This window comes from Brevundimonas sp. DW-iso22 (assembly GCF_058725425.1).
This window is the reverse complement of the sequence record NZ_JBZXEB010000009.1, coordinates 69,009-91,422: the sequence shown is the minus strand read 5'-3', so window position 1 is coordinate 91,422 and position 22,414 is coordinate 69,009. Positions and strand designations below refer to the sequence as shown.

Sequence of the window (22,414 nt, the reverse complement as noted above, 5' to 3'; positions counted from 1 at the left end):
CTTTGGCGGCCTCAGCCGGACCCGAGATCGAGCGGCTGATTTCGCTGCTGGCAAAACTGCCCGGCATGGGTCCGCGCTCGGCCCGGCGGGCGGCCCTGGCCCTGCTGAAGAAGCGTGAGCAACTGCTGGTGCCGCTGGCGGCCAGTCTGGCCGAAACGGCTGACAAAGTGACGTCGTGCAGCGTCTGCGGGGCCCCCGACACGCGCAATCCCTGCTCGATTTGCTCCGACCCCGCGCGGGACAATGCCCTGATCTGCGTGGTCGAGGAGGCCGGGGCGCTGTGGGCCATGGAACGGTCCGGAGCGTTTCGCGGCAAATATCATGTGCTGGGCGGGCTGTTGTCCGCGCTGGATGGCGTCGGGCCGGATGCCTTGCGCGTCGCCGAACTTGTCGGGCGCGTGCGTGGCGGTGAGGCCAGGGAAGTCGTGCTGGCCCTGCCCGCCACGGTCGATGGCCAGACCACGGCCCACTATATCGCCGAGCGGCTCAATGGATCGGGCGTGGAGATCAGTTCCCTGGCACGCGGCGTGCCGGTCGGGGGCGAACTGGACTGGCTGGACGACGGCACCATCATCCAGGCGCTGAGGCAACGGCGCCCAGCCTGACACCAAAGCATCAAGCTTGGCCGCTGGCGTTTAGGTCCCGGCTGTGTTGGAATGTCGCTGCTCGTTCAAAAGGACCGTTTCAGATGACCTATGATCCCGGCCACGCACCCGTCGCGTCGGATAGTCACAAGACGCTGACCATCATTCTGTATGCTCTGTGCCTGGCCGGTTTCGTGACTGGCATCACCGCACTCGTCGCCTTGGTGATCGCCTTGGTGAAGAAGGCTGATGTGCGCGGTACCATCTATGAGAGTCACCTCGACTTCATCATCTGGACCAATGTCTGGGCAATCGTCGCCAGTATTGCGATCACCATCGTCGGCACGCTGCTGCTCATCGTGCTCGTTGGCGCTGTTATTTTGCCGCTCGGCTTCCTGGCCTTGGCCGTATGGTATGGCGTGCGTCTGATCCTTGGCTTGATCAAGCTGACGAACAATCAGCCGATCGACAATCCGCGCGGCTACCTGTTTTAGGCCAAACGACCACCTGAGTTTTACGACGCCGTGGAGATCGCTCCACGGCGGCATTATCGGCTTTGGTGGTCTGCGCTTTTCGGCCATCGCGAAGCAGTCTAGGAACGGAGCATGAACATGTCCGTCCTGATCCTGGCTATCGTCTGCGCCGCCCTGGCCGCCGCCTTCCTCTGGGCCTTCACCGGCTGGCAGAAGACAAGGGCGCAACTGACCAGCGCGGAGGATCGTATCGCCCTGGTCGAGGACAGCCGCATCACCATGGCCGACCTGCTGAAGGCCCAGGCCGCGCAATCGGCTCAGGTCGTGGCGGACCACATGGTCAGCCGGGCCACCGAGACCTTTCGCCAGCAGGACTTGCTGGCCCGCGAGCGGATGGAGGCCCAGCTCAAGCCCGTCAGCGAGACTTTGGCCAGGTTCCAGGAACACGTGACCGCCCTCGAGAAGGTTCGGGCTGAAGAGACCGGCGGGCTGAAGGAACAGCTGGCCCTGCTGATGACCGCCTCGACGGCTACGCGCGACGAGGCGCGGCGCCTGACCGAAGCCCTGAAGGGCAATACCGGGCGGCGCGGGCGTTGGGGCGAGCAGACCTGCCGCAATGTGCTGGAGGCCGCCGGCATGGCCGGGCGGTTCGACTTTCAGGAACAGACATCCGAAGCCAACGAGGAAGGTCGCCAGTCGCGGCCCGACTTCATCGTGCGCCTGCCCGGCGGCGGCATGTTCGTAATTGACGCCAAGGTGTCGCTGGCGTTCGGCGATGCCACCGACGGCGACGAGGAGGCCCAGGCCCGCGCCGCTTCCTTGCGCACCGCCACCAGCATGAAGACCCACGTCCGCCAGCTGTCGTCCAAGGCCTATCAGGACCAGTTCAAGCCCAGTCCGGATTTCGTCGTCATGTTCGTGCCCGGGGACGCCTTCCTGGCTGCGGCCCTGGACCATGAGCCGGAGCTGATGACCCAGGCCATGGCGTCGCGCGTGGTCATCGTGACGCCCACGACCCTGTTCGCCCTGTGCAAGGCGGTCGCCTATGGCTGGCGTGCCGAGGAACAGTCGCGCAATGCCGACGAGGTCGCGAAGCTGGGCAAGGAGCTGTACAAGCGTCTGTCGGTCATGGGTGGACACGCCGCCGCTGTCGGCCGGGCGCTGGACACGGCCGTCGGCAAGTACAACCAGTTCGTCGGCTCGCTGGAGAGCCAGGTCATGGTCTCGGCCCGGCGGTTCGAGGACCTGCAGGTTGATCACGAGGGCAAGGCTTTGCCCGGGCTTGGCGTCGTCGACCAGTCGCCGCGCAGCCTCAGCCGCCCCGAGCTGATCGCGCCGGAAGAGACCCGCAAGCTGGTCTGACTCTGCATGACAAGGCCGCTTGACAGCACCTTTACATGATGTAAAACACCTTTGTCTAAACGACAGGGACAGTTGTCATGAAAGCCAGCCCACCGAAACGCCGTCGCCCGCTCAGCTATCTGGGCGTCCTGGGCTACAGCGCGCTGCTGGGTGGAGGCATCGGACTGGCGGCGGTCCTGACCGATGAGTTCGGCGGGCCCTATACCCCCGTGCTGCGTACCGTCCTGCTCACGGCTGCCATTATTGCCGGTGTGATCCTGTGTGTTCGCTGGTGGCAGGGTGCGGACGAGGCCGTTCGCGAGGCGCACAAATGGGCCTGGTACTGGGGCGGCTCGGCCGGCATCGCAGCCGTCGTCGTGCTGTTCGTTCTGTCCAGCTGGGGCGTCATAACCTTGAACATACCGCCCTATGGCGACGGACCTGACGGCTTGCTGCTGTCGGGATCGGCCTTGACGCTGGGGCTCATGCTGGTCGGCTATCTGGTCGCCTGGGCGGCCTGGTGGCTGCGGCACCGGTAGGAGCAGGATCCATGACAACCAAGCCCATGAAAACCCGTACCATCATCGCCCTTTGCGTCGGCGGCCTGGCCCTGATGCTGATCCTGCCCTTCGTCATCGCCTTCATCGCCGGCTTCATGCAGGGCTATGCGGGCAGGGAGCCGGATATCGGATCGGCGGTGCCCGCCATCGTCTCGCCCCTCATCGTCGGGGCGATGGTCACCGCCCTGATCGTCACCTTAGTGTGGATGCGGTTCATCGACGAGGCCGCGCGCGAGGCGCACAAATTCGCCTGGTACTGGGGCGGGCTCAGCGGTCTGGCCACCGGCGGCGTCTTCGTGATCCTGGCCACCCTGCCGCAGGCGGCTGCCTTCGACGCCCAGGCGATGTTGGGGGTTCGGGACGACCCGGCGGCCTATATGGCGCTGGGCGCGACACTGCTGGCAGCGGTCATGACGGCGGGATACCTGGTGGCTTGGGCCGCCTGGTGGCTGCGGCACCGGTAGGGGGGGAGCATGAACAACCGCCTCAAGGTGCTGCGCGCCGAGCGTAACTGGTCCCAGGCCGAACTGGCCGAGCGGCTGGGCGTCTCACGCCAGACCGTCAACGCCCTGGAAACCGGTCGCTACGACCCGTCCCTTCCTCTGGCCTTCAAGATCGCCCGGGTCTTCGACCAGGCCATCGAAGCCATCTTTCTCGAAGACTGAAGATCGTCACCTCCCCTTCCTCCAACAGGATCAAGACCATGGCCTTTTTCTCCCGCCTTAAGTCCACGACCACCGCCGTCAGCCGTCTGGCGCTCGGGGCCGCCCTCGGTCTCGGTCTGGTCGCCGCCATCGTCGGTGTGCCTGCCAAGGCCCTCGCCCAGGCCGCGCCGGCTCCCGTCGCTGAAGCGCCCGCCGCCGCGCCGGCCCTGCGCGCCGTGCCCCAGGCTCAAGGGCAAGGCCCGGCCCTGTGGGTTGTCCGTGATGCGGACTCGACCATCTATCTGTTCGGCACGGTCCATGTGCTGCGCCCGACCACGGCCTGGGGCACGGCGCGGGTGGATGCCGCCTTCGACAGCGCCGACGAACTCTGGATGGAAATCTCCAATCCCGACGACCAGGCCGCCCTGATGCCGATCATCCAGCAGCACGGCCTGGACCCCGCCAATCCCTTGTCCAGCCGATTGACCGCCGAGGAGTTCGCCAAGTTCGACGAAGCGGCCAAGACCCTGGGCGCATCGGGCGCGCAGCTGGACGTCTTCCGCCCCTGGCTGGCGGCGCTGCAGTTGTCGGTAGCGCCGCTGGTAAAGGCCGGATACGACCCGCAATCGGGTGTCGAGATCGTGCTCAAGGCGCGCGCCGAGGCCGCCGGCAAGCCCATCAAGGGCTTCGAAACCCTGGACCAGCAGATCCGCATCCTGGCCGACATGCCCGAGGACATCCAGTTGGCCTTCCTGCGCTCGACGCTTGAAGACTACGACGAGGCCGCCACCATGCTGGACGGAATGGTCAACTCTTGGTCGACCGGCGATGTCGACGCCCTCGACCGCGTCATGGTTGAGGAGATGAAGACCGAAATGCCCCAGGTCTACGAGGCCCTGTTGACGCGCCGGAATCAGGCCTGGGCCGGCCAGATTCAGGACCTTCTGGCCGGATCGGGCACCGTCTACATCGCTGTGGGAGCCGCCCATCTGGTCGGTGACGACAGCGTCCAGTCCATGCTCGAAGACCGCGGTATTGAGGTGGACGAGGCCTCGTAAGGAGGCTGGAGCGGGCACGGAACACGACCCCGCATGCAAATCAGAGGACCGGGGCGGTGCGCAGGAGAAGCAGCACTTTGACGCCCAGCCAACAGGAAATCGGCTCTGAACGCTTCAATGCGTGGGAGCCGATTTCCCAGCTGTCCAAGGCAAGTTCAGCGTGAGTTTCGCGCCGGCAAGGCAAAGTGCCTTGCCCTGCGAGCACGCTCGACCTCAGGACGTCGTCAGCCGGGACGCCAGCCGGATGGCTTGCGCCAGCCCGCGAACGTTCATCTTGCTGTAGATCGAACGCAGATGTGTGCGGACCGTGTTGGTAGAGATCGACAGGCTGGCAGCGACCTGTTTCGGGGCCTCGTCTTCCAAGATGAGCTTCATCACATTGGCCTCGGCGAATGTGAAGCCGAATGCCTCGCTGAGCTGGTCGATAACCTTGGACGCGCTGTCGCTTTGCGCGAGGGCGACAAAAGCCATGTTGCGGTTCGACGCAGGCAGGACCCAGATCATTCGCCATTCCGCGTCATCCGCGCGAAGTAGCCGCTGCACCCTGTCCTTGCCGCCCTTGCAGACTGCCGCCAGCGCGTTGCAAAGCAGCCGCTGGCTCGCCGCACAATGAAAACGTAGCCGACCTCCGCACTCAGACAGATATGACCCGGCAGCGAGAACTCGGCGCGCTTCCCAGTTGGCGACCTGAACCCGACCTAACGCATCCACCAGAAAACAGGCCCGAGGGCTGATCTCGAACCATTCGGCCGTCTGCTCGGTCGGACGACCAATGGCTGGGGGTAGCGGCAGTTCCGACTGTATCGGTTCCCCGAGCGGTTTGAGATCGCTGACGATCAAAGGATGAATGCGTGGTGTATCTGGCGAACGTGTAACCTGCATGGTCGTCTCGCTCTATGAGGGAGGCACCGGATGGATCAAAATGGTACTGCCCGTCGGATCGAAATAACTGAACTCTACAGGACGGCTTGGCACGTGGTTAAGACAGCGACCAAAACGACCGTTTATCTAACATTGTTATCCTTGAAGGTAATCTAGTCCTTCCCTGACGGAAACCAAAACGGAAAGCAGCGCCCGAATCTTTGAGCGGGTCAGTTTGGATCAATGTCGATCATCAGCAAATCCTCGTAGCGACCTGACTTTCGCGCCAGCGTTGAATCGAGTTCGAAGTCCAGAGACAGAGATTGGCCCTGCAAAGTCCGGGGCGGGTCCACGCTGCGCACCGCCTGTTGACGCAGATCGAGTGGTTCGCCTTGCAGAATGACACGATACTCGATGCCAGGTTCGTCCCCGGTCGCGCCGAGCCGTCGCATCGTCCCCGAATGCTCGGACACAAACGTCAGACGGGATTGGGTGTTGGCTCGAATCTGCAGAAAGGCGCGCTTGACCGCTCCAGTTCGAGCTTCGCCGAAGTCGATCACTTCGACACTCGAAGTCGAGCCGAACGCACCCGCAGCGCCGGCGATGCTGAGTTGGGCGCGAGGTGGAGAGGACAACACAACATCGATCGGGCCGATAAGGACCATCGGGTCGCTGCCGACAGGACTGATCTCGGCGCGAAAAGCGGCATGGTGCTCGCCAGCTTCCGCGACTGTGTCCGCCGTTGCCAGGAGGGCTAGCGCCAATGTTACCGGGGCACCCGCAGGCACAGACAGGGTGAACCGGTTTGGATCGAGACGAGTCGCGCCAGCAGTCCCGCCTTCGCGCAGGCGAATATCCAGGGTTACCCCGCCAAGGTCGAGAGCACGCAGGGGCTGTCCGTCAATGTCCATAAGACGCAGTTCCAGATCACATCGCCCGTCGCCGGCGTTGACCAGATCCAGATCAAGATGGCCGGGAGGACGGCTGAAGGCGAACGGGTCATAGTCGATCCGCACCGGAACGGGGTCGCGCGCCAGTCGCAGATCGCAGGGCTCGGTGCGGGCCGCGTGCGCTGCAGCCACGATGGTCATGGTGACTGCGGCGAGCAGCCAGCCGCGACTAGGGCAGGCGGATCTGGATGAGGCCGACATCGGTGATACCCTCGCTCTCTTCGGAAATAGTGAACTCGCCAATAGAAATGTCCCCCACCACAAGGCGATATCGGCCTGGCGCGAGACCATCGCCGACGAAGCGACCGGCGCGATTGGTGAAAAATGGCTTCGGTGGTGCCGTCGACTGGCTCGGATCGAGCGATACAATTGTGCCGCTGATAAGGGCGGCGGGAGCGCCTTCAGGCGTGACCAGTACGCCTATGGCCGTACGGGACGCGTCGCTTCCGATCGTCACCGCGTATCCTGACCCGTACCCCGGGAAGGCAGAAATGACACCGCTGCCCAGATCGTAGCCGCTGGGCAGCGGATCGACGGCCACCTCCAGGCGTTGCGGGCTGTAGGCCCGGTCGATCGGAGCGACGGCCGGGCCGAACCAGCCTGCGTGCGCAATGGCGCGGCCATTGCTGTCCGTCAGCGCGAGGCGGCTTTTGCGCAGGCTCTCATGACGGCGCGCCATGATGAAACCTTCGCGGCCTGGACGTCCTATTCCAAAGGATCCATCGGCGTAGACCAGGCCGGTGGAAACCCGCCATAGCGATTCCTCTGTCGTTGCCCCCCCGGATGTTCGTGACGCCAGCCGACTGCCGATCAGCTCGGCGTCGAAGCGGTTGTTGATGTAGCGAAGGTCGCCGCCGATCGTCTCGCGACCGGAATCACGGCTGATACGAACGCCGCCGGACAGGTCGTTAAGATCGCCATTCGAGGAGCGTCGCAGCACGACTTCACGGAAGTCGTCGCCACTGTCATAGCGAGCCTGCGCGTTCCAGCGGCGGCCCAGGCCCATGGTCAGTGACAGTCCGACACGCGTCTCGTCCTCACGTCCGTCGACACTGCGATGCCCGATCGAAACGGTGACCCCAATCCTGCCAAAGCTGCGACCGAGAGAGAAATCCACCGACCGCTCGTCGGGAAGGTTGTCCCGTCCACGCACATAGGCAGCACCCAGATTGACCGTGTAGCGGTTCAGACGGCTGGACACCTGTCCGGCGATCCGCCAAGCCTCGGGGTTTGACGCCCCGCGTTCGAAAGCGTCCTGGAAGTCCCGGCTGGTCGCTTGGCTGGTGAAGATTACGCGGGTATCATCGCGTTCGAGAACCGAAAACGCCTTCACATAATCCACGGAAGCGGCAAATCCTGACCGCCCCGTCTGTCCGTTCCGGCTCGCAGCCAGTCCGACCTCTACAAGACCCAGCGGCGAGCCCCATGTCGCGGTCGCACCTGCCATGACACGGTCGTCCACCCACTGACCTGACGCCCCCAGTGACAGGGCATCGGTGAAGCCTTTTCGGACATAGCCGCTCACCGCCGGCGTTCCGCCGTACTCGTATTCACCTCCGTCCTGAAGGAGCCCCGCCGACAGGCCAAAATCGATGATGCCCGGGTCGAGCAAGGAGGCTCCGCCAAAGAGGTCGAAAACCGCGATCTCCCGACGTCCCGCCCCGTCCTCGACGAGGAATCGGACGGTGTTGGCCCCCTGGCCAAACGGAAAATCGCTGAGCGAATAGGGGCCTGGATCGAGCTGCAACCGCTCGACGATCACGCCATTGACCTCGACCTCGACGAAGGCCGCCCGATCCAGGACGAACTCGCGTCGACCCGACGGGCGCACGTTCTGGAAAGGGCGGATGACGGAATAGGCGCGACCGGCGCTGACGCCGAGGATCCGGTCGGAGCCCTGAAACCCTGTCACGGGCGGCGAGAACTCCCCCGCTGTCAGCCGGACGGCGGACCCGAACAGGTCCTTAGTGAGCCGGAACTCGTGGCGGCGGAAACGGTCTTCGGATTCGCCGTCGTAGTCGAAACCCCCGACCAAGGTCACGCCACCAAAACCGCCCCAGTTGAGGATGACGTCCGTCACACCTCGAAGGCTCCTGAAGTCTCCCGCATCGTGGTCAAAGGTCTGGGCAAGCGAGACATTGGCCTGCGCCGAGAAGGCGGCGGGCGGCTCAAAATCGGCCGGGTTCAGGTTGTCCGAATGTCCGAAATCAATTCGTTGGCGGTTGCGAAGGCCAGCCTCCAGCCGAACCTCGAACGACAGGGCGTAGGTGTCAAATGACAGGCTGAAGTCCTCGCTCGCGAGGCTGTCGAATGACACCCTTTCTCGCCCGCCTGCCCTATCCCTCAGCGCCTGAAGGCCGGCCGGGGCCATGACCGGCTCGAGCAGGTCGAGCAGACGCGCTGCGTCCACAAGCCCCGAACCGTCCAGCCCGACCTCACCACTGATATCGCCAAGATAGCGCCCGTCCAGTTTCAGCGGTCCCTGGATGGGCGTCAGCACGCGCGCCTGACGACCCGCTGCTGGACCGACCTCCTGAGTGTCTGTTGTCGGCCCGGCGGTGACCGGTTCTGGATCGGTGCCGGGCGGCGTCACCGAAACAGCGCCCTCGGTGATCCTGGGCGCGGTCATGATAGGCGCATCAGGGTCGCCGTGGGCGAGCACCGTACTGGCATGACCCGAGATATACAGCAGGACGGCAAGACCCAGTTGAAGGCGCAGGATGGCGTGATGGCTTGTCGCGGTCATGTTGCATCCCCCGACAGCGCGTCATTCGAGCCGGATGACTGCACTGATCTCCCCGGCCAGGGCGGTGATTGCGGCCGCAGGGATTCTCAGTTCCCGGGTTTGGCCTGCGGGCAGCGCACTGACCTGGCCGAGCTGGACGTCCGAGGCGGAAGGCTCGACCTGGTGGCCGGCAGCGTCGCTCAGCTGGTAGCGTGCTCGGCGGAGCCGGGCGATGCCGGTCCCTGCGTTGAACACCGAAATCAGGGCGTCGCCATTCTCCGCGCGGCGTACCGACGACACCCTGACTTCGGGCTCCGTGCCGGGGGGGGACACGAAGACATGCGTGTTGATGTTGAATCCAACCTTGACCTCGGCCGCATCGCTGGGTGCGTCGGTCTGGGCATCGCCGAGGCGGACAGGGAGCTGGGCGGCGCGGACGACATACATCTTCGGCGACGTGATATCGGCGGCACCGACGTAGCGGACATTGACGAGTTGCTCGCGTCCGGGCGGGATGATGGACTGGGGCGGATAGGCGATGATATCGCCCGTATCTTCCCCAAGCGTCTGGGCTCCCTGATCATCCACCGCCAGGCTGAAGCTGACGATCTCGACGGTGATTGGCGTCGCGCTGTCGTTGCGGATGGCCATCCGGTAGGTGGATTTCGGGCCGCTGGGTGTAATCTCCGCCACCATGGGCGAGACCTGCATAGCCTTGGCCGAACTGGCCCAGACGCCGGACGCGGCGACGGCCAGTCCGACGGTGAAAAGGCGTCGGGACAACATCTTTCGATCCCCCCTGGATTGCGATGTCGATGGAAACGGCAAGAGGCCGAAGCCGCCCATGGCGGCTCCGGCTCCTGTTGGCGTCAGGCAGGGTTCAGGTCGAAGGTGAAGGTTTCCTGATACATGCCGGCCGGGGCCGACAGGGCCTCGGAATCAGCGCCCCCGCAGCCCGTCGAACCGCCTGGTTCCTGATAGCAGAGGTTCAGGAAGAAGTCGGCCGACACACCGTTGGCCAGGCCTTCCGAATAGGCCGCATTGGTCACCGTCGGACCATCCCCGGGGAAGGTGTCCGCCGGTGCGAAGCCCAGGCTGGCGGCCGGATTGGCTACGACCAGCTCCCAATCGTAGTTGATGATCTGGAAGCCACCGGAGCCCGGTCCCGGAGGGCCACGCAAATCACCATTGGCATTGTTGGTGGTCAGTACCGCACCATCTGGATCGTTGCAGGCGAGACGCATGGTGGTCACCTTCTGGCGCAGGCCGTTGGCGACGGAGACATTGCTGCCGGCGACATTGGCCAGCGAGATCGCACAGTAGCTGGCGACATTGGTGCTGACGACCAGGGTGGTGTCCTGAGCCATGGCGGCAGGAGCCGTCATCAGGGTGCCGATGGCGGCGGCAGCAAGGTAGAGTGCACGCATAATTTAGCCCTCCGTTCGTGTGGACCGGCGGCCATTCATTGATGGAACCCCCGGACGCAGGCACAGCCGGCGCACACGCTGCCTACCCGGCCCGGCCTTGGCGAACATCGGCATTTCAAATCATTAAAATTGATTAACCGAACGGCCCCGCCGGCGCTCCCACCAGGCTCGAAGCGCACCCGCAACCGTGAAGGAGTAAGGTCGGCCCGCCGACGGATTAGCTGACCGCGTCAGGTCCGGGAGAACGAGCAGGCGTGATGGCTCAGTTATTTCTGTCATAGAGGGCTTCTATGGCGTGCCACGTACGTCAGGCTAACTCTGCCATGGGATTTCGCGTCGGAACCGCCACAGCGGCCAGCGGTGACACTCCGCATACAGACCCTCTGGACGCGGATTGGGGGGGGCGGTTCGACATGCGGTGCTGACCTATGTTCGTCGTCGGGGCCATTCCCGGGATGTCGCAGAAGATGTCGCACAGGGAAGCCTGACGAAGCCGCTGCACTACACGCGGCAGGGCAGGTGGCGAGCCTCTATGCGCTGGCTTTCCAGATCGCGTCCAGCAGCCTCATCGACCGGTTCGTGCCGATGTTGGATATGGAACCCGAGTCGGGAGCCACGCCTGCAAGGAACCGCTACCAGACAAGATCAAGCCAGCCGACGCCCTTGCGATATGATCGCATGGTGAGCCAGTTCTATGCTGTCCCGACAAAATGTCGGCACCACTTAACACCGGCTCACTCAGGGACCGCGAACGTTTGGCTTTGGAACCTGACCACGTAAGCCGACCAGTTAAGGCCTACTCAAATCGGGCCCGAACCAAGTAAGACCTGCTCAGTCCTGGATCGGTAGTGGGTTGGTCAGTGGAAATCAAAGCCACGGCGTCCCGCTTCAATAAGGCCGAGGAGCTCACGCAGCGGCCTCTCAATCGCCTCGAGCTTGATTGCTTGAAGCTGCCCTCGCCGCCCCGACGCAACAAGCATCGTGTCTAGCACTGCATCGGAATGCTTCATGAGCTCGACGAGGTTCTCGCCACTGGGCCCGTTGCGCGCTTCGAACCAGTTTTTCACGGCTCGCTCGTTTGCATGGGTTATTCGGCTGACGATCTTTCGAGACGAAAGAGTCGATCCCCATTCGGCGTGCAGGGCATCAGCGATAAGCTTCGGGAAGGCGTCCATCATACACCTCACAAACTGGAAATTGTTTTCTGGTTTTGGACCGAAGTTTTCAGCCCAAAATTGGAAAAGACTTTCACCAGCCCTGTGACTACGCCCCTTCTTTGACCGCCTCGTAACGGCGGCGAGCTTGTGCGTGCGATATGGACCGAGACCGCGTTCAGCACGAAGGCGATCCCAAGCGCGTCGTGCGCGCGGCGCAGTACGTGCGCATGTCTACGGAGCACCAAAAGTACTCTACCGAAAACCAGGCCGAGGCCATAGCTGCCTATGCAGCCCGGCGCGGATTTGAGATCGTCAAGACCTACGAGGACGCTGGTAAAAGCGGCCTGCGAATGGATGGTCGCGCGGGCCTTCAGAAGCTGATCGCTGACGTACGAAACGGCCTCACCGATTTTAACGCCATCCTGGTTTACGACGTCAGCCGCTGGGGCCGGTTCCAGGACTCTGACGAGAGCGCCTACTACGAGTTCATTTGCCGCGAGGCGGGCCTGGCGGTCCACTACTGTGCCGAGCAGTTCGAGAACGACGGCAGCCTCAGCGCCACGGTCATCAAAAGCATGAAGCGCGCCATGGCTGGAGAATACAGCCGCGAGCTATCGGCCAAGGTCTTCGCCGGTCAATGCCGCCTGATCACTCTGGGCTACAGGCAAGGCGGTCCGGCCGGTTATGGCCTTCGGCGACAGCTTGTTGACGAACACGGCAAGCCGAAAGCCATCCTTTCGCGAGGCGAACACAAGAGCTTCCAGACTGACCGCGTGATCCTAACCCCTGGTCCGCCCGAGGAAGTGGAAGTCGTCCGCCGCCTCTATCGGCTCTTTGTGCTGCAACAGCGGTCGGAGACGGAAATCGCGACCCAACTGAACGTCGAGGGCCTGGTAACGGATCGGGGACAGCCCTGGACGCGAGCGTCGGTGCACCAGGTCCTTACCAATGAGAAGTACATCGGCAATAACATCTTCAACCGCTCGTCTTTCAAGTTAAAGGCCAAGCGGGTGACGAACGCACCGGACATGTGGGTTCGGAAGGATGGCGCGTTCGAGGGCATTGTAGACCCCGACTTCTTCGACGCGGCTCAGCGGATCATCCAGGCTCGGTGCGCCCGATTTACCGATGACGAACTGCTGGCCAAGCTGACACAACTGCTGGAACGCAGAGGGGCATTATCCGGCGTCGTCATTGACGAATTCGACGACATGCCGTCGAGTTCTGTCTACCGCCATCGGTTCGGTAGTTTGCTCCAAGCCTACCAGCTGATCGGCTACTCACCTGCGCGGGACTACCGCTACATCGAGGCCAACCGGGCGATCCGCGCGATGCACCCGGACGTAATGGCCTCAGTCCTCGCCGGCCTTGTCGATGCTGGCGGCCAAGCTGTTTCCACAGACGACGGTCTCGTCACCATCAACGAGGAGTTCACTGCGTCCATCGTCATCGCGCGATGCATGGAAACGCCAGCAGGCGGCTTGCGGTGGAAGATCCGTATCGATCAGGGCCTGCGCCCAGACATCACGATCGCAGTCCGCTTGCAGCCGGGAAACGTCGATGTTCGCGACTACTACCTGCTTCCCTGGATTGAGTACGGTTCCGACCCAAGCCTTCGCCTGGCACCGGACAACGGCATCCTCCTCGACACCTTTCGGTTCGACACCCTCGATGCTTTCTACGACCTCGCCAAGCGTACAGAGCTAGCCGCCGCATGATCGACGCTCCAGAAATCCGTATGATCCCTGTGAACGGCATCACCGTCCTGAACCCACGCGCACGCAACAAGCGTGTGTTTCAGGAACTGGTCACCAGCATCGAAAGGCTCGGACTGAAAAAGCCGATCACCGTCAGCCAGCGACCCGGACGGTCACGCTACGATTTGGTGTGTGGCCAAGGCCGTCTGGAAGCCTTCATCGCTCTTGGGCAGGAGCAGATACCCGCCGTCATCATCGAGGCGTCGGAGGATGATTGCTACGTTATGAGCCTGGTTGAGAACCTTGCCCGTCGCCAGCATACGCCCCTTGAGTTGGTCCGCGCCATCGGCACCCTGCGTGAGCGTGGCTATTCGATCAATGAGATCGCCGCCAAAGTCGACTTCAGCGCCGAGTACGTGAGCGCCATCTGCTACCTGCTTGAGAACGGCGAAGAGAAGCTGATCTCCGCCGTCGAACGCGGAGTCATCCCACATACGATCGCCATGGAAATCGCTCGCGCCAAGGAGGGCGACGTTCAGCGGGCGCTCGCCCAAGCCTATGAAGAGAAGGCCATCCCAGGCAATCAGATATTGGCAATCCGGCAGATCATTGAGCAGAGGAACACCAGCGGCAAAGGCATTCACAATCGCCGCACCGCCAATCGCAACCAGAAGCCGGTCACAGCCGACACACTGATCCGCTCACTTCAGCGCGAGACCGAACGCCGTCAGTCCTTCGCCCGTCGCGCCTCCTTGACTCGCTCGCGTTTAGTGTTCGTCATCAATGCTCTCAAACACTTGCTGGGCGAAGAACACTTCCAGATGCTGATGAGGGTTGAGGGTATCCAAACCCTCCCATCTGCCTTGGCCACAAGACTGGGCCAGGAGCGCGGATGATGGACACCGTCAAGATCGCGTTTGAACAGCGGGTGCGCGTTCTCCCGCTCGAACAAATCCTCCCGTCTAAGATGCTGTCAGCCGCTGTCATCGAGTCCGCGAAGTACAAGAGAATCGCTGCTTCGGTGGCGGAGGTCGGCCTAGTAGAGCCCTTGGTCGTCGCGCACGTTCGATCTGGCAATGCCTATCCACTCTTGGATGGCCATGTTCGTCTCAGTATCTTGAAGGAGCTGGACATCGAGGCCGCGCGATGTGTGGTGTCCTCCGACGACGAGGGTTTCACTTACAACAAACGTGTGAACCGGCTGGCGACGATCCAGGAGCACTACATGATCGTGCGGGCCATCGAACGTGGCGTGTCTGAGGAGAAGCTCGCGCGAGCACTCAACGTCGACATCGGGGCGATCAGGCAACGACGCCAGCTTTTGAATGGCATCAACGCCGAGGTAGCCGAGCTCCTTAAGGACAAGCCCGTCGGTATAAGCGCCTTCCAGAAACTGCGTAAGATGAGGCCGATTCGCCAGTTGGAGGTGGCGGAGCTGATGGTGTCTGCGAACAACTACAGCGCCAGCTATGCGAGGGCATTGCTGGTCACGACCAAACCGGCCGATCTTGTTAATCCAGAAGCAAAATCCATTGCAGGTCTCAGCCCTGAGCAGATCGAAAAGCTACAGCGGGAGCTCGATGCTGGCTCCCAAGATTACCATGAGCTGGAGGCGTCATTTGGCGACGACACCCTAGTGCTCGTCATAGCAGCAGGATTCCTGGAACGGCTGCTCTCGCGGCCCGCGATCGAGAACTATTTGGCCGAGGCACACACCGAGATGCTGCAGACTTTCCGTTCGGTCGTGGCGGCCACGTCTTTGGACCAAACTGCACAGGCCGCTTGATCGAAGTGCGTATGGGGACCGGGACCCAAGAAGCGCCGGGACCGTCGGAGAAGCCGTCGTGTGGGGCGGATCAATGGCGGCGGCGGGGATGACGGCGATCCCGTTCGGAGCCCGCCAAGGTTGGCCGACATCTGGCTCGCCGAAGCCGACGGCTGGAGAGAGGAGCGTGTGTGCCCCTCTCTCCAGTTGCCGGAAGTCAGCGAGCAGCCCTAAGCGCGCAAGTGGCATAATCTTTCCGAAAGCCCGGCCTAGACGAGCCCCCGGTGTGGACCCTTTACGGAAGCTTAGCGTCAAAGCAACCGCCTCAGGTCGGGACTAATGCGCCGCCTCATCTCATCTGAAATGCCAGCAAGGTCGAGAACGTCTACTTCGACCTCCATGAGCTCCTGGAAACGCACCAGAACCCAGCCCAAATCCCAGGCGTCGAATCCATCATGGGAGGGCGAACGCTCAATGGCGATGTCGATGTCGGAATCCGGACGATCCTCTCCTCGCGAGACCGAGCCGAACACGTAGACGGCGGCTACACCCCGCCGCCTCAGTTCCGCCTCCATCGCTCTTGCCGCAGACTGAGCTCGCTCAAACCGACCGTGAACACCGTCCAGGCTGCGATCATCGGGATCGGCACCAGCTTGCGCCAAGACAAGCTTTGCAAGGCGCACAAAAGCGATGACCCTATCGACCGTCTCGCGCTTGTTCTCGGCGGTGGGGTTAATGCCGGACCAGCCTGTCTTCAACTGGCGTTCAACCAGATCAGGTAGCCCGGCGAGACCGCCTAACTCAGCCAGCCGATACGTCAGCAAGTCGAAACCATCGACGTCAACGGCGAGCTCTAACCTGTCATTTCGTGCGACCCGGCGATCGATCAGCTGAACCAGGCGGCGGGCCCGGCGCAACGGCTCACTGATGCTGCGCTGACTGGTCATGCCGTACGCCGCAGGATGAATGGTGCCAGATCCTCTGGCCATGTCCCCGTCTCCCGTTCAAACGCCAGGGAGCGCACAACACCTTCCAGATCAGAGCGAGGATAGAAGCCGCGACCGAGCCCCGGCTCAACCGGATGAGCCTCTATGAGCCGCCATAGCCCGCGAGGTTCGACTTCCAACCTTGCGGCCGCTTCACGTGTGGTCATCCATTGGTGCCCGAAGGCTTCGACGTCGGCACGGTCATAGATGGTTGGGGAGATCCACTTCTGTGGCATCAGAAGATTTCGCTCCCGCAGCCAAGAGATCTCGACGGCCGAGCAGTTCAGGTAGTCCATAACCTCCCCCGGCGTCATCCAGGCGGGCGCCGTCGCGCCAAAAGCCTCGTATCGAAACGCCAGCGGAGACAACGACTGCGGACCACCAGAGAGCAGTTCGCGGGCGACAAGACGCGACATCGAGAACACGCCGGCGTCGGGGAAGGTGCTCACAAACACGAGGCCCCCGGGCAGTTCACGAGCTAGTGCCGCCTTGATGACGGTACCCCATGGCTTGTCTCGCCCACCTATGGCCGTGAAAGCCTCGCTGAGCGGAATCCATTTTCGCGACGGCTCAACGACAGGACGCCTATTGACCCACTCAGCCAGCACTTCGACATCGCGGGCGTCCACCCGGTGATCGCCTCTCAGGAAGACGGATACCTTGCTCGGCTGCCTTCGAAGGATGTTGAGGGCGACGAGCTGAGGGATAGCGCACACAGGTATCGCCAGATCCGATGCCGCCACCCTGTCAGCCAACCCTTCGGTCAGCTCATCTCGCATGTCTTTCACGGTCTGGTAGTCGAAAAGGTACTGCTTGCGTTGCGTTCCTGAGCTCGACAATGGGGTAAGCAGGCCTGCATCAACCAGCCGGGTCACATCGCCAGGTGGCACGCCCAGCAAGCTAGCAGCACCTCGCGACGTCAGCTCACCAGTCGGCGGCCGCCGGTCTCGAGGCAGCAGCATCATCGGACTGTCGGATAGAATGTCCCGAAGTGTATCTCTGACGATCGGAACAGCAGTATCCCGTGAAATCCGGGCCATGATTCCGTAGAACTTGTCGCGCTGCCCCCGTGGCCGCTTTTGAAGGATGTCCCAGCGTGAGCGAGGATAATCGAGCACGAAGCTGGCAGCGGCGTGGAGGCTTTTGTAGCTGCATCCAACGCTGGCATCGTCATCTTCGGCCTGCCCCATGAGACTTCTGGCGTGGACCATCGCAACGACGAACTCATACACATCTGTTTCAGAACTGAGCCTGAAGGCTGTCGGGACCTTTCGCATCGCTGCCTGACGTTCGGTCTCGCAGTCAGAGAACAGGCTCGCTAGCCAGGACAATACCGGCTGGAATACCTTTGGCACTTTTTCAGGCTTCCCCTGATCTAGAGGCTCACGGCAGTGCCGGCACAGGCGCAGGCTGTCAGCCCTTGGCCAGGTGAGGGGTTTCGCGCAGAACCGGTTTGGACACTGCCGAACGAGCACATTCCAGCTGCGTGGACAGAAGTCGAAGTGCCTGACCATCCAGATGGCCTGGTCGCCTTCCCCCTTGGCGAGCTTCGGATCGACGCGCCGGCGGGCCTGGTCGATAAGCTGAGGGCGAAGAAACACCCCGCCCAGCCTGCGCCTGCCTTGCCCGTCAAGTGCCTCGGCTCCCCACAGTCGGGGCAGTGTACCGAGAGGCTCGCCGACCAGATCTTCCAGCAACGGCAATGAGCGCTGCAAACGCCCCAGCAGGTCGCCGGAGATCGAAAGGTCGATGGCCGCCTGGCGCAGGAACTGTACCGGCGTGCCGAGGTGGTTTCGTTCGACGCACCGCACGATGTAGCTCAACAGAGTTTCGCCGGTTGCGGGCTCAACGGGGAAGAGCAAGCCCTTCCCCGCGTAGGATGGAGCCGCGATTGACGACGCAATAGCACCATCAGCCATGACGACCCCGCTTGAAGGGGTTGTGGTCGATGAAGGACTGCTCCACCGCCCAGGCATCTACCGCCCATGACAGATCAGCGCGCTCGAGATGAGTCGCACCTCGACGAACCGCCACCTCGATCGCTGCCTCCATCAATCGGTTGACCCTTCCAACCACTCCTTTGGAGACGTCGAAGAGGGCACCAAGCATCTCAAGTTCGCTGAGTCCGGAGCGCTGCTTGAAGATACCCTGATCGACCAAGGCCTGATCGAGATGCGCGACATATCCGGCGAACAGCTTTTGGTCTCGTCCACTACGGACATTCAGCGGATGCAGATCGCATGGAGGCAGGAGCCGTCCGTTGAGTTGGAGGTTTCTCCTGAACATCGGGAGCGCTTCCTCTGTGCCCAGAAAGGCGATCGGTACCAATCCGGCGTCGAGCATACCTTTCAACGTGTCGGTGACGTCATTTCTGACGCCATTGCGATAGTTCAGATGCTGAACCTCATCCACGATCAGGAGCACCGTCCCGAACCGCTCGAAGCAGGCTAGGACGCGCCTTTTTAGCGTCAGTTCGTTGCCATAGGCCGCGTACGGATCCCGGAAGGCTTCCAGGATCAGGATCATCAGCTTTTTCGAAGTCGTGTGCCGTTCGAGGTCAATTTTGATCACCGGCACAAAATCGTGGGTTCGCGGGAGACGTGTTTCGACCAGAGCGATGTAGGCTTCTGCAGCGGTACTCTTGCCAGAACCCGATGGGGCGAGGATGCGCAGTCCCATCTGCGGTCTGCCTCGGGTGCGCTGGCCGATCTTCTGGAGGTAATCCAGGCGACCATGCAGAGCGACATGCGGCGGGTACGGGATGAACACCGACTTGAAGCGCGCGACCATTTCGGCAGCTTCGTCGTTGAGATCAGCGATGCTTCGGGTCATTGGAAGCCCTCCCAACGCTCGTCGGCAGAGCCTTCAAGAGCGGTCCATGCGGGACCGATCGAGATCGCAGGAGCCTGTTCAACTTTGGTGCGAGCTTTGGGCTTCCCGCCTCGGGCCGGGCGGACTGGCTTGGCACCGTCGTCGGTCCGCTCGGGAGCTAGAGCCACTGTAGGAATGACAGGTGCCATTCCATCATGCCGCGGCTTAGCATAGTCGATCCGCAAGCTTCCTTGCGCCATGGCTTCAATCTTCGGCGACGACAGAAGGCGGGCTTGAGCGCGTTTGTTCCGGGTGAGCACCTTGACCGGCGTAGCGGCTTCGATCTCCTTTCTCAGCTCGATACGGCGTCCGCGTCTCTCCTCCTCCGTCGTGCGATGCGCTTCACGAGTCCAGGCTTCAATAAGGTCGTGACGCCATTTGCAAAGGCCTTCGGCATAGTCAGGATCGGTGCAGGGCAGCGCAACGAATTCCCCTTCGCCAGGTGACCAGACATAAATCGCCCCAAGGTTGGCTGGGTTGTATTTGATGACGACCTTGGCCGTCGCTGAGCCCTTCCGACGTCCTTTGCGCGGCTCGCCCCGGGCCAGGTCTTCCAGAAGAGGACCCGTGATCGCCGGATCGTGGTACTGAAGATTGAAGAGCGTCACGCCTGAGCGATTCAGGCTGGCGTCACGGCGAGCACCCAACATCCGATCAAGCTGGCTGTCGTCGCCGATTACCTGCACACCCCCCTGCTCCCGGACCTTGCGTTCCCAAGCCGCCGCCGGCGCTTCACCCAAGGTGGAGTGGAGTTCCTGGTGATAGTTTGCAATCGCGGATATCAGGAGGTCTTCAGCCTGTTCAAAGGTCAGGACAGCAGCCTTGCGGGGGTCGAGACCCCACTCGCGCAGTTGTGCAACCGGGAAGGTCCCGCCCGGCATCTTGCGGTGCAGGCGCGTATTGAAAGTTCCAAACAGCCGCTCGACCACGGCTTTGTAGGTTGGAGATCTGACAGGGGCCCAGCGGACGCTGGTCCCCATGTCCACCAGAGCGGCCTCGAAAGAGGTCCCGGTAAACTCCCATCCGTTATCGACGACAATCTCGTCGAACTTGCCGTGGATACCCACCAGCGCTGGCTGCTCCGGACACCGATCAGCCATCCGGACTTTCGGCCGGTTCGCCCGCTTGATGCACTCCGTGACCGAGTAGAGAGAGGGCGGTTCGAAGGTCAAAACCCAACCGACGATGCAGCGCGTGTGAACATCGACAATGATGGTGAGCCACGGCCGTCCAAGCAGCTTCCACCCCTTGGAGTTTATGACGACGTGATAGTCGACCTGGGTGTGGTCCATGGCGCCAAGCATCAACGGACGCTGAGAAACAAGCCCTTGGCCAGAGGCTTTGAAGCGCTGGTCGGCAACCTTCTTTCCGAACTTGGCCGCCACCGTCTCATGGCACTCGAGCGACCATACGTATTTTCGAAAGGTCTCTCTGGACGGCACGGGAACTGCCCGCCACCTGGCCGACCGCTGCCTGAGCCAGTTATTCGGCTTTTGGAGCCGCGTACAAAGGTCGTCGTAGGCGTCGCCCATCGAAGTCTGGTGATCGGTCCAGAAAGCTATGGCCGTGTCATGCATCCGCCGTCGTACTGATTTCGGGAGCCGCTTTTTGCGGGGCACCCTGCCCGACATGCTGACCATCGCTTTCATCGGCCGCTCACCAACCTCCCCTCGATCGGCGAGCCATCGACGGATGGTGGTGGGCGACGGCAACTTTCTGTTACGGACTAGCTCTGGCTTGGCCTTGGCGATGGCCGCCAGAGCTTTACGGATGCCGTCATCACTTCGGGAAAAGCCGCCGATGCGGTCAAGCGACTTCAACACAGCTCGCCGAAATGGCGCCGCACGATCCCGAGACACCACCATCTCATAGTCCCCACCATAATCGAGGGCTGCTTTACGAACGGAAGACTTGGCCGCCTTTGGGTCAATGCGGTGCGCCTGGCCAGCCGCGAACTGCTCCGTGAGCCAAACCGAGTTGGGGGTGACCAGATCGCCGTTATCGCCTGTCACCTGGAGCGGCGCGCCGGTTCGCTGGCATCGCAGGTGCAGAAGGTTACTGCCCATGACCTGCTCCAGGATGTAGTGTTCGTGGCCGATGACCCAGGTTTCTCCCGCATTCAGTTGGATGGCGTTCATTGGATTTCCTCCCGCGGTCCGTCGACCAGCGTCACAGTCGTTGAGTGGTTTGGGATACTGGTGAGGTCGAGGCGGACGATGCGCGCGACCATCATGGCTTTGAGCTTGGCGATGCCGAGAAGACGTTCGCCCAAGCATTCGGCGAGTTTGCCTAAAGGCAGTGGTCCATGGGCGCGCAGCTGTCGGACGACCTCAAAAACATCAGCCGTCCGGTACTCGGTGAAGGCCCAGGACTGGACATCCTCGACAGCACGGTGCGCCTCGACCGGCTCGAACAGATCGCTTCGAAACACGATCCGGAAGCGCCAACCCACTGCTTCACAGATCTCTTGGACGGCGCTGAGTTTTAGCCGGTAGTCTGGATCCCGCAGAGCGCGGCGGTCATTCTTGATCTCGACGATTTCGACGGTGCCGTCCGACCGCAACGTGACGGCATCGACGATGTAGGCTCGCTTCGTGCCCCCGATGACGAACTCGAACCGGAAGGGCTGGGCGGCGTAATCAACGACGTCGGTATCGACTTCGCAGTGCATGAAGAATGCACGCTCGATCATGCTTTCGTAGGGCTGGGCTCGCCCTGATTTCCGGCTCGCGTACACACCGGTCGTGATGACGCGTCTGCCGGTCACGATGGTCCGTATGGATCCCCCCGTGGTGGCCAGTACGATTGTGGCAGTGGCTGCCAGACTTTCCCAGGACAGTCGATCGTCTGAGCATGCGGGTTGTAGCAGCGCCTTTTCGAGAGCCCGTTGAGGCTCGAAAGCAGGCAAGCGGAAGTCGTGATGAACGAGGTTCATCCTGGTCTCCTTGAGCTTAAGATGAGTTGGGCCTGGCGCGAGTTCGAGCGACCGGCGTCTCTGAAAACGCCGTTGACTTAGTGCCCTGAGCGGAGGATCATCATCACATCGTCGCCAAACGAATGTGGATGCGAATCCTCCGACCGGGCCTTGGGTTTTCACCTGAGGCTCGCGTCAATTCTGCGGTAAGCTGCAGATAAGACGCCGGATTTTAGGGCGGACGCATAGTTGGGCTCCTCGGCAGTCCGGGTTACCGGGTGATTTTCAGGCCGACAGGTCGGGCGAAGGACTCACCAGTCAGCGGAAATAGTTTTCCAGAGCCGATTGCTGTATGCACGGTTTTAATTTTGAGCTCTCACGAGCTGAGCCACAGCTGCATG

General features: G+C 62.1%; 21 protein-coding genes. 10 read left to right on the top strand and 11 right to left on the bottom strand.

Annotated elements, in window-relative coordinates; all coding sequences use genetic code 11:
• Positions 1-2 precede the first annotated feature (2 nt).
• The 7 genes from recR (at position 3) to AC4PRM_RS15400 (ending at position 4,660) form a co-directional block, all read left to right on the top strand.
• Positions 3-605: a recombination mediator RecR gene (gene recR, locus AC4PRM_RS15430; RefSeq protein ID WP_373258833.1), complete on the top strand. Its 603-nt coding sequence runs from the start codon at positions 3-5 to the stop codon at positions 603-605.
• A gap of 83 nt (positions 606-688) precedes the next feature.
• Complete coding sequence (locus AC4PRM_RS15425) at positions 689-1,078, top strand: DUF4870 family protein (RefSeq protein WP_492040535.1); 390 nt, start codon at positions 689-691, stop codon at positions 1,076-1,078.
• A gap of 111 nt (positions 1,079-1,189) precedes the next feature.
• Complete coding sequence (locus AC4PRM_RS15420; RefSeq protein WP_492040534.1) at positions 1,190-2,419, top strand: DNA recombination protein RmuC; 1,230 nt, start codon at positions 1,190-1,192, stop codon at positions 2,417-2,419.
• A gap of 77 nt (positions 2,420-2,496) precedes the next feature.
• Positions 2,497-2,937: a hypothetical protein gene (locus tag AC4PRM_RS15415; protein WP_492040533.1), complete on the top strand. Its 441-nt coding sequence runs from the start codon at positions 2,497-2,499 to the stop codon at positions 2,935-2,937.
• An 11-nt stretch (positions 2,938-2,948) separates the two neighbouring features.
• Positions 2,949-3,422 carry a hypothetical protein gene (locus AC4PRM_RS15410; protein ID WP_492040532.1) on the top strand — a complete coding sequence of 158 codons (474 nt, stop codon included), beginning with the start codon at positions 2,949-2,951 and terminating at the stop codon, positions 3,420-3,422.
• Between the two features lie 9 nt (positions 3,423-3,431).
• A complete protein-coding gene (locus tag AC4PRM_RS15405; RefSeq protein WP_292171488.1) occupies positions 3,432-3,623 on the top strand; it encodes a helix-turn-helix transcriptional regulator in 192 nt (63 codons plus the stop codon).
• A gap of 38 nt (positions 3,624-3,661) precedes the next feature.
• On the top strand, positions 3,662-4,660 hold the full coding sequence (locus AC4PRM_RS15400; RefSeq protein WP_492040531.1) for a TraB/GumN family protein: 999 nt from the start codon (positions 3,662-3,664) through the stop codon (positions 4,658-4,660).
• 213 nt (positions 4,661-4,873) lie between these two features.
• On the opposite strand, the gene AC4PRM_RS15395 is transcribed toward AC4PRM_RS15400, so the two are convergent.
• From AC4PRM_RS15395 to AC4PRM_RS15370, 6 genes are all read right to left on the bottom strand, one after another.
• Complete coding sequence (locus tag AC4PRM_RS15395) at positions 4,874-5,542, bottom strand: helix-turn-helix transcriptional regulator (protein ID WP_373258842.1); 669 nt, start codon at positions 5,540-5,542, stop codon at positions 4,874-4,876.
• A gap of 209 nt (positions 5,543-5,751) precedes the next feature.
• Positions 5,752-6,612, bottom strand: coding sequence for a hypothetical protein (locus tag AC4PRM_RS15390; protein ID WP_492040530.1), 861 nt, complete (start codon positions 6,610-6,612; stop codon positions 5,752-5,754).
• 28 nt (positions 6,613-6,640) lie between these two features.
• Entirely contained in the window at positions 6,641-9,217 is a 2,577-nt protein-coding gene (locus AC4PRM_RS15385; RefSeq protein ID WP_492040529.1) for a fimbria/pilus outer membrane usher protein, read from the bottom strand.
• A 21-nt stretch (positions 9,218-9,238) separates the two neighbouring features.
• Positions 9,239-9,982, bottom strand: coding sequence for a fimbrial biogenesis chaperone (locus AC4PRM_RS15380; RefSeq protein WP_492040528.1), 744 nt, complete (start codon positions 9,980-9,982; stop codon positions 9,239-9,241).
• A gap of 83 nt (positions 9,983-10,065) precedes the next feature.
• Positions 10,066-10,623, bottom strand: coding sequence for a hypothetical protein (locus tag AC4PRM_RS15375; protein ID WP_373258847.1), 558 nt, complete (start codon positions 10,621-10,623; stop codon positions 10,066-10,068).
• Between the two features lie 857 nt (positions 10,624-11,480).
• Positions 11,481-11,801 (bottom strand): hypothetical protein, encoded by a 321-nt coding sequence (locus AC4PRM_RS15370; RefSeq protein ID WP_492040527.1) that lies wholly within the window; start codon positions 11,799-11,801, stop codon positions 11,481-11,483.
• 137 nt (positions 11,802-11,938) lie between these two features.
• On the opposite strand from AC4PRM_RS15370, the gene AC4PRM_RS15365 reads away from it, so the two are divergent.
• The 3 genes from AC4PRM_RS15365 to AC4PRM_RS15355 are packed head-to-tail and all read left to right on the top strand — an operon-like array spanning position 11,939 to position 15,263.
• Positions 11,939-13,498, top strand: a complete 1,560-nt coding sequence (locus AC4PRM_RS15365; protein WP_492040526.1) for a recombinase family protein — start codon at positions 11,939-11,941, stop codon at positions 13,496-13,498.
• The gene (locus AC4PRM_RS15360) at positions 13,495-14,373 is read left to right on the top strand and encodes a plasmid partitioning protein RepB C-terminal domain-containing protein (RefSeq protein WP_492040525.1); all 879 of its coding nucleotides are present in this window, start codon (positions 13,495-13,497) and stop codon (positions 14,371-14,373) included. Before AC4PRM_RS15365 ends, AC4PRM_RS15360 begins: the two co-directional genes overlap by 4 nt.
• A complete protein-coding gene (locus AC4PRM_RS15355) occupies positions 14,370-15,263 on the top strand; it encodes a plasmid partitioning protein RepB C-terminal domain-containing protein (RefSeq protein WP_492040524.1) in 894 nt (297 codons plus the stop codon). Before AC4PRM_RS15360 ends, AC4PRM_RS15355 begins: the two co-directional genes overlap by 4 nt.
• Before the next feature lie 290 nt (positions 15,264-15,553).
• Here AC4PRM_RS15355 and AC4PRM_RS15350 read toward each other — a convergent pair whose 3' ends face one another.
• From AC4PRM_RS15350 to AC4PRM_RS15330, 5 genes are all read right to left on the bottom strand, one after another.
• Positions 15,554-16,189: a nucleotidyltransferase family protein gene (locus AC4PRM_RS15350; RefSeq protein ID WP_492040523.1), complete on the bottom strand. Its 636-nt coding sequence runs from the start codon at positions 16,187-16,189 to the stop codon at positions 15,554-15,556.
• Positions 16,186-18,051 (bottom strand): hypothetical protein, encoded by a 1,866-nt coding sequence (locus AC4PRM_RS15345; RefSeq protein WP_492040522.1) that lies wholly within the window; start codon positions 18,049-18,051, stop codon positions 16,186-16,188. Before AC4PRM_RS15345 ends, AC4PRM_RS15350 begins: the two co-directional genes overlap by 4 nt.
• Before the next feature lie 88 nt (positions 18,052-18,139).
• Positions 18,140-19,060 (bottom strand): TniB family NTP-binding protein, encoded by a 921-nt coding sequence (locus AC4PRM_RS15340; protein ID WP_492040521.1) that lies wholly within the window; start codon positions 19,058-19,060, stop codon positions 18,140-18,142.
• Complete coding sequence (locus tag AC4PRM_RS15335; protein WP_492040520.1) at positions 19,057-21,237, bottom strand: transposase; 2,181 nt, start codon at positions 21,235-21,237, stop codon at positions 19,057-19,059. The genes AC4PRM_RS15340 and AC4PRM_RS15335 overlap by 4 nt, the downstream gene beginning before the upstream one ends.
• Positions 21,234-22,034 carry a TnsA endonuclease N-terminal domain-containing protein gene (locus tag AC4PRM_RS15330; protein ID WP_492040519.1) on the bottom strand — a complete coding sequence of 267 codons (801 nt, stop codon included), beginning with the start codon at positions 22,032-22,034 and terminating at the stop codon, positions 21,234-21,236. Before AC4PRM_RS15330 ends, AC4PRM_RS15335 begins: the two co-directional genes overlap by 4 nt.
• Between the last annotated feature and the right edge of the window lie 380 nt (positions 22,035-22,414).